Here is an 11910-nt window from a genome sequence, read left to right as displayed (position 1 = left end):
AAAGGTACCCGCACTTTCCCTAGCTTACAACGGACTCCCGCGGACACTAAGAGACTATGAACCCAGTTCCGCAGCCATCTTGAAGGCAAACCTTGGACTGTCGCGGATCCCCGTGGACGCCGATGCTAGTTGTCGATCATCAGGAGCATGGTTGCCGCCGGGCGCGAAACGTCAGAGAAGCATGATAGCGAGGCATCGCGCCGGCGTGCATGCGACAAATGGGCGAGGCGGCGCCACGCACATCAGCTGCCTTTGAGGACACCTGCCGCCGGCGCGCAACGCGACCACGGAGGCTCACGCATCGGGGAGATCGGCGCCGGCAAGACGCGCCGCCAGTCCGCTGGCGCGCTGCACCGGCTGCGCCAGCGCGGCCTCGACCGCGTCGGGCGTGCCCCACAACTCGACCCGGCGCTTGGCGCGTGACAGGCCGGTGTAGAGCAGCTGGCGCGAAAGCAGGCGATGTTCGGGATCGGGCGGCAGCAGCACGGCGGCAAGGTCGTATTCGGAGCCCTGGCTCTTGTGCACGGTGATGGCGAAGCCGCCCTCGTGCGGCGGCAGCGTGCCGGGGGCGAAGCTGCGCGCGCTGGCACGGCCGTGTTCGTCCACCGTCTCGAACCACACCCGCAGCGAACCGTCCGGCTCGGCCAGGCACAGGCCGACGTCGCCGTTGTACAGGCGCACGGCGTAGTCGTTGCGGGTCACCAGCACGGCGCGACCGGCGTACCAGCTGCGCTCCGCCGGCACACCCCAGAGCTGCTTCAGGCGTTGCTCGATCCAGCCGTTGAGGGCGAGCGCGCCGAAGCCGTCCTCGCGCAGCGCCGAGAGCAGCTGCCGCTGCGCCAGGGCGCGCAGGGCCTGCACGGCGATCGCCGCCCGCACCTCGGTGTTGGCCTCGTCGCGCGGCGGCAGCTGCGGACGGATCGGCAAGGCGGCCAGCGGCTCGCACCAGGCGGCCAGCGCGCGCCGCAGCGCCGCGGCGTCGGCCACCTCGCGCCAGCGCGCATCCTCGCCGGCGGCCTCCATCGCCGCGCGCAGGGCGAGTCCATCGCCGACCCGCACGGCCCGGTTGATCGGCACCAGCTGCCGCTCGGCGCGGAAGCTGTGCTCCAGCCGCACCAGGTCGCCGCGCGGATCGGCCTCGAAGGCGCTCACCAGGTCCATCAGCACCGAGCCGGCGGCGACCGAGGTGAGCTGGTCGGCATCGCCCACCAGCACCAGGGTAGCCTGCGGCCGCACCGCGTCGAGCAGGGCGCGCAACATGGCCAGATCGACCATCGAAGCTTCGTCCACCACTACCACGTCGGCGGCCAGCGGATGCGCGGCATCGCGGGTGAAGCGGTTGCGGCGCGGGTCGTAGCCGAGCAGGCGATGCAGTGTTAGCGCCTCGGACTCCGGGATCGCGGCCAGCGCGGTGCCCCAGCTGTCGTCAAGCTGCGCCGCCAGCGCCTGCTTGCCCTGCCGCAGCGACTGCACCAGCCGCTGCGCCGCCTTGCCGGTGGGCGCGGCAACCTGGATCGACAGCGTGGCGCCCGCCGCCTGCCGCTGCAGGGCGAGCAGCATGCGCAGCACGGTGGTGGTCTTGCCGGTGCCGGGGCCGCCGGTGAGCACGAACAACTTGCGCCCAGCCACCGCGGCCACCGCCTCGCGCTGACGCTGCACGGCGTCGGAGCGGTCGCCGTGGAACAGTGTGTCGAGCAGTGCGTTGTCGGCCTGGGCCGGGAGCGCCGCATCGCGCCGCGCGCGTGCCGCGCCCGCCACCGCCATCTCGTGCGCGTGATTGCGCCACAGGTAGAACCGATCATCGGCATCGATCACGTACGGCGTCGGCACGCTGCCGTCGCCGACCAGCGGGTCGGCACGCAGCGCGGCCAGCGCGTCCTCATCCGGGCGCGGCATGCCGTGGCGACCGGCGGCCTCGCCGGACAACGGCAGGGCGGTGTCGCCCTCGCCGTCGGCGTAACTGGCCCAGGCGGCGACCTTGGCCAGCAGCGGCGAGCCGCCGTGGCCCAGCGTCCAGCGCAGCACCGCGCGGTCGAGCGGACGCCACGGTGCGTCGGTCAGTTCCAGCGGCGAGGGCACGAAACGGTAGGCGCTCACGCGGCGACTCCTTCGATACGACCAGCCAGCGCCGTATCGGCGGCGTCGATCAACGCATCGTCGAAACGGTGGCGCCAGATGCCGGCCTCAGGCACCAGCCCCACTGCACGCACGAACAGGTAGATCGCCTCGCCCAGGTGCCGCTCGCGGCGGTAGCCCGGCAGCCGCTGGCGCAGCATGCGGTCCACCGCCACGGTGTAGAGCAGCGCCTGGAAGCGGTACTGGTGGTCGTCCATCGCGATACGCAGCGCTTCGGGCGTATAGCCGTCCAGGTGGTCGCCGAGGTAGTTGCTCTTGTAGTCCAGCACGTGGAAGCGACCGTCATGCTCGATGATCAGGTCGATCTTGCCGGTCATCCGCCCACGCAGCTGGTTGACCGCGGTGAACGGCACCAACTCCGGCTCACCGTGGCGCATGCATGCCTCGCGCAGCGCGGCCACCGAGGCGCCGTCGAGCAGGTAGTGGAATTCCATCTCGGCCAGCTGGCGCTGCGGCGGCACCCGGCCCAGCGCGAGGCCGGGCAGCAGTTCCACCTCGAGGTTGGCCTGCAATCGCCGCGCGATCCGTTCGATCAGCGCCGGGCGCTCGCGCTCGTCCAGCGGCACGCCGGCGTCTCCCAGCTCGCGGTCGATCAGGCCGAGCTGGCGGGTCATCGGTTCGCCGATGGTGCGGTGCTCGAACATCGCGTGCAGCGCGTTGCCGATGTCGGCGCCGCGGATCGCCGCCAGCGCCTGCAGCTCCGGATGCGGTGGTGCCGGCTCAGCCACCGGCAGTACGGCGTCCAGCGCCTCGGCAACTTCGTCGGTCACGGGCGCCTCGTCGCTGGCGGCGGCGTCTTCCAGCGTGCCGTCGTGAGCGCCACGGACCAGGGTGGAGAAGCTGTAGACGCGCGCATCCGGATGCGGCGGCGGCTCCCGGCGCGCGATGCGCGGACCTTCCGGCGACACCTCCAGCGCGAGCCGACCGGCGCACCACGGCCAGCCGTCGGCGGACCAGCCGAGCTGCGGCGCCGTTGCGGCGAGATCGAGACCGGCCGCCCGCGCGGCGAGCAGGCGCTCGATCGACACGTCCAGCGGCGCGCGCTCGGGATCGCCCGCCGGCTTGTCGCTGTTGGCCTGCTTCGGGCGATCCGGCGGCAGCACGTAGACATGACAGGCATAAACGGCGCGGGTCAGCGCCACGTAGAGCACGCGGAATCGCTCGTCCTGGCCCTCGTGGTCGTACTGCGCCTTGGCCGCCTTGCCGAAGCCGATCACGCGGCGGCCGCACAGCGGCTCGTCGATGACGGGCAAGGTGTCGTTGGCGTTGCGTGTGTGGTCCCACATCAGCGGCAGGAACACCAGGTTGAACTCCAGGCCCTTGCTGGCATGCAGGGTCATCAGGCGCACGCGTTGCGCGTCGGATTCGATGCGCAGCTGCTGCTCGTCCGCCGCATCGCCGCCGGCCGCCTCGCCCTCGCGCTGGCGGGCAAACCAGGCCAGCAGCTGCTCGCTGCCGTGCAGCTGGTCGGACTGCGCCTGCAGCAGCTCGCCCAGGTGACGCAGGTCGGTGAGCGTGCGCTCGCCGTCGTCGCCGGCCAGCAGGGCGGGCGCGGCATGTTCGATCAGCTGCCGCACCACCGCCAGCACGCCTTCGCGCTGCCAGCGCAGGCGCCACTGCTGGAACTGCTGCTCGTAATCGAGCCAGGCTTCGGGCTGTTCGCGCAGCGCCTTCAGCGTGTGGAACGACAACCCATAAAGCCGCGTCGCCAGCGCCGCCCGCACTGCGCCCTCGTCGCTGGCGTGGTCGATGCCGTAGAGCAGGATCTGCAGCTCGCGCGCCACGTCCAGCGCGAACACGCTGGAGCGACCCGCACCCACGCAGGGCACGCCCAGGCGCTGCAGCCGCGCGCGCAGGTCGATGATGTCCTGGTTGCCGGGCAGCAGCACCGCGATGTCGCCCGGCTGCACGGCGCGATCGCCGATGCGATGGCGACCGGAGGCCAGCAGCGCCGCAATCTGCTGCGCGCAGGCCTCGAGCGCGTCGCGCGAGCGCGCGGGGACCGCGGCGGGATAGTCCGCCTGCCAGTGGAACTGCAGCGGCTGCGCCAGCGGCGCGCCGTCGACCGTGTACGACGCACTGTCGCGGCGGCCGCTGGCCTGCACCGGCTCGACGCGGATGGGCGCGTCCGGATCCACGCTCAGCACCGCGCCCGCGGCGGCATAGAACTGGTTCAGCGCGGCGACCAGCGTGCGCGAGGAGCGGTGGTTGGTGTCCAGCCGCAGCACCTGGTCGGCGCCGGCGGCGGCGCGCAGGTAGGTATGGATGTCGCCGCCGCGGAAGCGGTAGATCGCCTGCTTGGGGTCGCCGATCATCACCTGCCGCCCGCGCGCCGCGCCGGCGGCATCGCTGTAGATCGCGCGCAGGATGTCGTACTGCTGGCCGTCGGTGTCCTGGAACTCGTCCACCAGCGCCACCGGCCACGCGGCGAACAGCCGGTCGGCGAGGGCGCGGTCCTCGCGCCTGAGCGCGGTGCCGACGCGGGCGATCAGTTCGTCGAAGCTGAGCTGGCCGCGCGCGGCAAGGCGTTCCTCGCGCCACGCGTGCACCTGGGCCAGCCAGCCTTGCCAGGCGCGCACGTGGTCGACCATCGCGACGTACTCGAAAACGCGCCCTGCACGGGCGGCAAAGGCGAGCAGTTCGTGCGTGGCGGGCGCGGCCAGTGCATCAGCGGAAAGTTGTTGGTGGGCTTCCGTTTCGGCTGCGAGCAGGTTGGCGATCACCGATGCCTTGGGCGGCTCGCCGCGATCGCGCAGCCACTGTGCCAGCGCCTGCAGCGCCGTCTTCAGCGCGGTCTTGCGCGGCAGGAAGTTCGCCTTGCCGGCGACGAACGTTTCGAGCGCATCGGCGCGCGCGGGCGGCAGTTCGGCATCGAGGCAGGCCGCATCGGGTGCCCACAGCGCCACGCCGGGCTGCAGATAGGCCTTGAGCTGGCGACGCAGCGCAGCCAGCGACGCGGGCGCCTCCGCCACCGCGACCTCGCCCTGCTGCAGCCGTCGCCACAGGTCGGCCGACCATTCGTCGAGCAGCGCCTCGGACGAGACCATCTCGCCCAGCTGGAAGCCGCCGCCGCTCTCGAACGGATAGTCGGCGAGGATGCGCCGGCACAGGCTGTGGATGGTGCCGACCGGGGCCAGGTCCAGCTCGGCCTGGGCCAGCCGCAGGCGCAGGCGGTCGCGTTCGGCCTGGGCGGGATCGTCCTGCCAGCGCACATGCAGCCAGAGGAGATCGGGGCCGATGACACTGTCGGCGGTGTCGGCCTGCCAGTCCGCCGCGGCCATCTCGCCCCACACCAGCTTGGCGCGCAGGCGCTCGCGCAGCTCCTGCGCCGCGGCGTCGGTAAAGGTGGTGACCACGATGGCGCGCGGGCTCAGGCCCTGCTCCAGCAGCAGGCGCAGGTAGAGCACGGCGATGGTCCAGGTCTTGCCCGTGCCGGCGCTGGCCTCGATCAGCGTGCGGCCGTGGCCGGCCAGCTGCAGGCGGGTCCAGTCCAGCGACGCGGCGTGTTCGGCGGTGCCGGTCATGCGCTCACCGCTTGCAGGGTGGAGAACTCGATCAGCGCCGCGAGCTGCCCGGCCAACGCCTGCAGCTCGGCGTGCTGCGGCTGGCCGTCGGCGAAGTTGATCTCGCCGGCGAGCAGGCGCGCGTAGCCGGGCGCGTAGTCGCGCTCACCGGTGTTGAAGCCGCCCTCCCACGCCTGCCGCGCGGAATCGGGCTTGTCGTCCAGCGCGGCCCAGCTGGTGCGCGGGAAATACGGCAGCGGCTGGCGCTGCGCCTGTCGCCAGATCGACAGCAGCGCGGCGACGCGCGCGGCCAGTGCCTCGCGCATCGCGCGCGCGTTTTCCGCCGGCGCGGCCTGCAGCGCCTCGTCCCAGCGGTTGAACGGCGCACCGACGTCGGCTTTTTCATCGGCGGTGAAAACCGCCACCCGCACCGGCGTGGCGGCATCGACCGCCAGCCGCAGCAGCGCCCAGTCGAGGAACAGCGGCACGCGCTCGCGGAACGTCAGCGCCTCGGGTTTCTTGCCCGGCCAGGCCTCGAACAGCCACAACGCGTCGTCGGTGGCGAACACGCGTTCCAGCGCGCCTTCCACCGTGTGTTCGCCGATGGAGAGGGCGAGTGCGCGCGGCTGACGCTGCGGCATGGCTCCGGCGAACAGCGGATGCGCCTGTGCCGCCCGCAGCAGCGCGTTCACCGCATCGCGTTCGGCCGTCCAGGCGGCCAGACCGAGCCGGCCGCCGGGAAGCATGCCGCCGAGCCGCAGCCAGGCCGACGGCTGCTCCGGCAGGTCGAAACGGCCCGCGCCCAACGCATCGAAGAACAGCCGGCGGCCAACCTGGTCCAGCGCACTGAAGCCGGGCTGCAGCGGCTCGTCGGCCTGCAGGCGGTCGTCCTCCAGCGCGTCCAGACGGATGTTGAGCCGCTGCGCCAGCAACTGCCGCGCGGGATCGCGGAAGTAGGCCTGCACCTCGCGCAGGGCGATGGGCCCCGGCACTTCGCCGCCGGCGTCATCGCCGGCAGCGAGGAACGGCGCCAACGACTGGCCGGCCACCATGCCCGCACTGCCGCCATCGAAGGTGAACAGCCGCGGATCGCTGCCGTCGAAATAACGGCGGTCGAACGGCTGCAGCGGATGCTTGATGCGCCACGGCCGATGGATAACGCGCGGCGCGCCCGGCGCCGGTGCTCTGTCGTCCTCGTCGGCGTCGATACCACGCAGGCCGGCCTGGTCGTCCAGGCTCTGCAGCAACTCGGCCAGCGGCGCGGCCGGGTTGCGCGGCTTGCCATCACGCACGCCTTCACCGATATACGAGAGATGCAGCACCTCGCGCGCGGCCATCACCGTCTCCAGAAACAGGTAGCGGTCGTCGCTGCGCACGTCGCGGTCGCCGAGGCGGCGGTGGTGCTGCATCAGGTCCAGCCCGGCGTCGCCCACGCTGCGCGGGAATTCGCCGTCGTTGAGACCGAGCACGGCGATCACCCGGAACGGGATCGCGCGCTGCGGGACCATGCCGCAAAAGGTGACACCGCCGAGCAGGAAGCGCTGGCGCTCCGGCGCGGCAGCGAGCCGCTCGCGCAGCACCTCGCGCACCACGGAGAACTCCAGCAGCGGATCGAGTCCGCAGTCGGCGGTCTCCACCCGGGTCGCCTGCAGGAAGCGACGCAGCAGCGACAGCGCCTCCACCGCGTCGCGGTCACGCGGGTCGATGCGGAACAGCGTGTCGAGCAGGCGCTCCAGCCGCGCGGCCCAGGCCGACGCGGTGCGCGCTTCGGACGCGTCGCGATGCAGCTCGGCCAGCGCCAGCAGCAGGCGGTCCAGCGCGCCGAGGATCGCCGCCTGCGGACCGTGCACGCCTTCCACCGGCCACAGCTCGCCGTCCGGCAGGCGCCAGCCCGTGTCACCGGTGTCGGCGTCGCCCAGCACGTAGCCGGCGAGCAGGCGGTCCATGCCCCAGGCGAAGGTGTGCTCGTCGATGCCGGGCACGCCGAAGCCTTCGCGGAATGCGCCGTCCAGCGCCCAGGCCACGCGCCCCTGGCGCAGCCAGCGGGCCAGCGTGTCGATATCGCCTTCGCCCAGACCCAGCGCGCGCGCCACTTCCGGCACCTGCATCAGGTCAAGCAGCTCCGGTGCGGTGAGCCGCGACTCGGGCACCGCCAGCAGCCGGCTGAACGCGTCGAGCAGCGGATGCGTGCGCGCCACCGCCACGTCGGCCAGGTGGTACGGCAGCGGCCCGTGATGGCGGCCGGCCTCGCCGAACACCGCCGGCAGCAGCGGCACGTAGGCGGCGATGTCCGGGGCCATCACCACGATGTCCGAGGGCTTCAGGTCCGGTCGCGCGGCCAGCTCGGCGAGCAGCGCGTCGCGCAGCACTTCCAGCTCGCGCAGGCGGGTGTGGCACAGGTGCACGCGCAGCGAGCGGTCGGCCAGCGCCGCATCGGCGCCACCGCGCAGGGGCGCGATCACCGAGGGATCGAGCGCGCGCAGGCTCTCCTGCAGCCGCTGCAGCAGGCCGTCGCCCTCGCCCGGCGATGGCGCCTCGTCCTGCCAGTGGCGCACGTCCATGGCGATGGCGTCGTCGAAGTTCTGCAGGTTGAGCATGAAGTGCTGGCCCATGCGGCCCCAGGCGGCGAGCAGCGGGTGCCCCATCTGCAGGAAGTGCTGCTCGGAGGCCTCGCCGAAATCCGTGGTGCGGGCCAGCTCGCGCAGTTGCTCGCGCTCGCCGCGCAGGCCGGCCCAGAACTCGCGGCAGGGATCGGGCACGTAGACGATCACCGGCCGCAGCTGGCTTACCGCGCGCAGCAGGGCCAGCTCGGCCGGGGCGAGGTGGCTGATGCCGAACAGGTGCAGCGGCTCGTCGCTGGCATGGCGTGCGGGATCGCGCGCCAGCTCACGCACCAGCGCCTGCACGCGCTCGCCGCGGTGCGGCAGGCCGATGTCCGCGCGCAACTGGCGCCACAGCGGCGCCATGAAGGTGGGTTCGGGCAGGTCGTCGCGGCCGTGCTCCCAGGCGTCGAGCCAGTCCGGCCGATAGACCAGGTATTGGGTGTAGATGCGCGCCAGCCGGTCGGCCAGCTGGTAACGGCGGCGCGCCGCGTCGCCGCCGGCGAGGTAGCCCCGCACGCGGGCGTCGTCGATCGCCGGCAGGTGTTCGTGGATGCGCCAGCGCAGGCGGTCGCGGCGGTACGGCGTGAGCGCCACCGCGCCGCTGCCCAGCACTACCAGCGCCAGCTCGTCGAGCCAGCTGCTGGGCAACGAGATGCGCAGGTTGGCAACGATGCCACCGGCGCCGCGCTTGCGCGCCAGCGCGCCGGCCAGCCAGTGGCGCATGCCCGGGTGCGCGGCGATCACCGTCTGCGGCGCCAGCACGTGGGCCGGCGGCGCGCTGTCGAGCAGCTTGAGCAGCGGATCGAGCAGGGCCTCGAGCCGGCTCGCGCGGTAGATCACGAGGCCGTGGCCGAATTCGTCCTTGGGGGCGGTGTGCATCGTCGGGATGATAGCCGTGTGCGGTGGACGCACAGCACACCCGAAGCGCATCGCAGCGGCTGCGACGCGGCGGAATCAGCGGCGGCTTACCACTCGAGCTGGGCGGGATCGACGCCACCTTCGCCGTCGCCATCGTGCGGCGCGCCGGCATCCAGCTCGGCCTGCGGCTCGCCGGCCGGCTCGGCGGAGGCGTGCTGCAGTTGCATCTGTGCCTCGCGAGCAGCCAGGCGCAGCGCCAGCACGGAGCGCAGGTTGCGTTCCAGCTCGGCCAGCGTGATGGGGAAGAACGAGGCTTCGCGATCACTCACCGTCCAGCTCTTCACCCGGCGCAGGTCCACCGGCACCTGGGCGGCGTGCAGTGCTTCCATCACTTCCGGCGCATCGACCGCGCCCAGCTCGCAGATCAGCCGCCAAAGCCAGTTCATGCGCTGGGGATCGACCCCGCGCGTCATCGGCGGGCGGCGGTACGGCAGTTGGCTGAGGTCGGGTTCGTTCATGTCGTTCCCTGGCAAACGGGCGCGGACGTTCCGCGGCAAGCTTTCCGATAGCGGCCGGGATCGGGCGGGCTTTAGGGTGCCGGCGGTGGCCGCGGAGGATCGAACGCCAGCACCTGGTCGGTGTAGGTCTCGATCAGCGCGCTGATCGGATGACCGTCGCCGTCGACCAGCAGCGCCCGGTGTTGCAGCAGGCGGTGTGGCATCGCGAGCGATCCCGGTCGATCGGCCGGCAAGGCGCCGGCACGTTCCCAGCCGTCCGGCAGCGGCGACCACAACAGTTCGGCCGACAGCGTGCGCCGGCGGAAATGCAGCGGCTGCACCACCTTGCCGAACGGCACGTCGGTGGTCTGCAGCATGCGGTTCATGGCGGCGGTCAGCCGCGCCGGCACGTACCAGTTTTCCGCCTCCGACAGCGTGCGTCCGCCACAGCGCAGCGCCACGCGGCGATAGGCGACCGGCTCGTCCGCGCCGATGCCGAGTTGCGCGCGCAGATCGTCCGGCAACGCGTGCGCCGGCCCGCGCACCCGCTCGGCGGTCACCTTCGCCGGCGACGCCATGCCGTGCGCGCCGCACCAGCGCTCCAGCGTCAGCGTGGCGCTGTCGTGACTGAGCAGGTCGGCGTTGAGCGTCTGCAGCAGGGCCAGCGCTTCGGTGCGCGCAAGTGCGGTGTCAGGCCAGGCCGGTGCCGAAGGCGCTTTTTCTGCCTGGACGCTGCCCGCCAGCGCGCCAGCCAGCGCGATACCGGCCATCACGCGGCTCACAGCCCCTGCGCCGCCTGCGCCACGGCGCGGAACAGCGCGCGGCCCTTGTTCATGGTCTCCTCCCACTCGGAGGCGGGATCGGAGTCGTAGACGATGCCGGCACCGGCCTGCACGTGCAGGCGGCCGTCCTGGATCACCGCGGTGCGGATCGCGATGGCGGTGTCGGCATCGCCCCACCAGCCGATCCAGCCGATCGCGCCGGCGTAGATGTTGCGCTTGACCGGCTCGAGCTCCTGGATGATCTCCAGCGCGCGGATCTTCGGCGCGCCGCTGACCGTGCCGGCCGGGAAGGTGGCCTTGAGCACGTCCATGTAGGACAGCCCATCGCTCAGCGCGCCCTCGACCTGGCTGACGATGTGCATGACGTGCGAGTAGCGCTCGACCACGAAGGACTCGGTGACCGCCACGCTGCCCGTCTCGGTGATGCGCCCGACGTCGTTGCGGCCCAGATCGATCAGCATCACGTGCTCGGCGCGCTCCTTGGGGTCGGCCAGCAGCTCGGCTTCGAGCGCGTTGTCTTCGTCCTCGGTGGCGCCGCGTCGGCGCGTACCGGCGATCGGGCGCACCACCACCCTGCCGTCCTTCAGTCGCGCCAGGATCTCCGGTGAGGAGCCGACGATCTGCGTCTTGCCCAGGTCGACGAAGTACATGTATGGCGACGGATTCAACGCGCGCAGCGCGCGGTACACGTCCACCGGCCGCGCGTTGAAGCCGACACTGAGCCGCTGCGACGGCACCACCTGGAAGATGTCGCCGGCGCGGATGTATTCCTTCGCCTTCTCCACCATCGCCTCGAACTCGGCCTTGGTGAAGGAGGATTTGAAGTCGCTCTCGTCCAGCGCCACCGACTGCGTGAGCTGCGGGTACGACGCGCCGCCCTGGCGCAGGCGGTAGACCAGCGCGTCGAGCCGGCGCTGCGCCTGCGCGTAGGCGTGCGGCTGCGACGGATCGGCGTGCACGATGAGATACAGCCGGCCCTTGAGGTTGTCGAACACGGCCACTTCCTCGGCCAGCATCAGCAGCACGTCGGGCGTGCCCAGCTCGTCGGGGCGATCCCACTGCGCCAGGCGCGGCTCGATGTAGCCGATCGTCTCGAAACCGAAATAGCCGACCAGGCCGCCGCTGAAGGCGGGCAGCTGCGGCAGCCGCGGCACGTCGTACTGCTGGCGGAGTTTCTCGATCTCGGCCAGCGGATCGTCCAGGTGACGGCGCTCGGTGACTTCGCCGGCATCTTCCACTTCCAGTTCGTGCCCGCGCAGGCGATACACGCGGCGCGCCGGCAGGCCGATGATCGAATAGCGCCCCCAGGTGGCACCGCCCTCGACCGATTCGAACAGGAAGGTGTACGGGCCATCGGCCAGCTTCAGGTACACCGACAGCGGCGTGTCGAGGTCGGAAAACACCTCGCGCACCAGCGGGATGCGCGTGTGGCCCTGGGCCACCAGCGCGTCGAATTCGTCTCGGGAAATCACGTGGCGTGGGTCCGGCTGATCCAAACAGACGGCCATTGTAGGCACGACGCCGCGCCATC

General features: G+C 71.9%; 6 protein-coding genes. All 6 read right to left on the bottom strand.

Features of this window, described 5'->3' with window-relative positions:
• Window positions 1-294: 294 nt before the first annotated feature.
• On the bottom strand, window positions 295-2097 hold the full coding sequence (gene recD / locus ISP17_RS02620) for an exodeoxyribonuclease V subunit alpha (RefSeq protein ID WP_404629963.1): 1803 nt from the start codon (window positions 2095-2097) through the stop codon (window positions 295-297).
• Window positions 2094-5660: a UvrD-helicase domain-containing protein gene (locus ISP17_RS02615; RefSeq protein WP_404629962.1), complete on the bottom strand. Its 3567-nt coding sequence runs from the start codon at window positions 5658-5660 to the stop codon at window positions 2094-2096. The genes recD and ISP17_RS02615 overlap by 4 nt, the downstream gene beginning before the upstream one ends.
• On the bottom strand, window positions 5657-9121 hold the full coding sequence (gene recC / locus ISP17_RS02610; protein WP_404629961.1) for an exodeoxyribonuclease V subunit gamma: 3465 nt from the start codon (window positions 9119-9121) through the stop codon (window positions 5657-5659). Before recC ends, ISP17_RS02615 begins: the two co-directional genes overlap by 4 nt.
• 86 nt (window positions 9122-9207) lie before the next feature.
• Window positions 9208-9618: a hypothetical protein gene (locus ISP17_RS02605; protein WP_404629960.1), complete on the bottom strand. Its 411-nt coding sequence runs from the start codon at window positions 9616-9618 to the stop codon at window positions 9208-9210.
• Between the two features lie 71 nt (window positions 9619-9689).
• Entirely contained in the window at window positions 9690-10367 is a 678-nt protein-coding gene (locus ISP17_RS02600; protein ID WP_404629959.1) for a hypothetical protein, read from the bottom strand.
• An 8-nt stretch (window positions 10368-10375) separates the two neighbouring features.
• Complete coding sequence (trpE, locus tag ISP17_RS02595; protein WP_404629958.1) at window positions 10376-11851, bottom strand: anthranilate synthase component I; 1476 nt, start codon at window positions 11849-11851, stop codon at window positions 10376-10378.
• Between the last annotated feature and the right edge of the window lie 59 nt (window positions 11852-11910).

The organism is Dyella ginsengisoli, from assembly GCF_044904665.1.
Taxonomy (GTDB): Bacteria; Pseudomonadota; Gammaproteobacteria; order Xanthomonadales; family Rhodanobacteraceae; genus Dyella_A; species Dyella_A ginsengisoli.
The sequence above is the reverse complement of the archived record's forward strand: the minus strand, read 5'-3'. Positions and strand labels throughout refer to the sequence as shown.

Excerpts from the sequence above, each read along its gene's own strand:
- recC (WP_404629961.1), bottom strand. The coding sequence starts at position 9,121 with ATGCACACCGCCCCCAAGGACGAATTCGGCCACGGCCTCGTGATCTAC.
- ISP17_RS02600 (WP_404629959.1), bottom strand. The coding sequence starts at position 10,367 with ATGGCCGGTATCGCGCTGGCTGGCGCGCTGGCGGGCAGCGTCCAGGCA.
- ISP17_RS02615 (WP_404629962.1), bottom strand. The coding sequence starts at position 5,660 with ATGACCGGCACCGCCGAACACGCCGCGTCGCTGGACTGGACCCGCCTG.
- ISP17_RS02605 (WP_404629960.1), bottom strand. The coding sequence starts at position 9,618 with ATGAACGAACCCGACCTCAGCCAACTGCCGTACCGCCGCCCGCCGATG.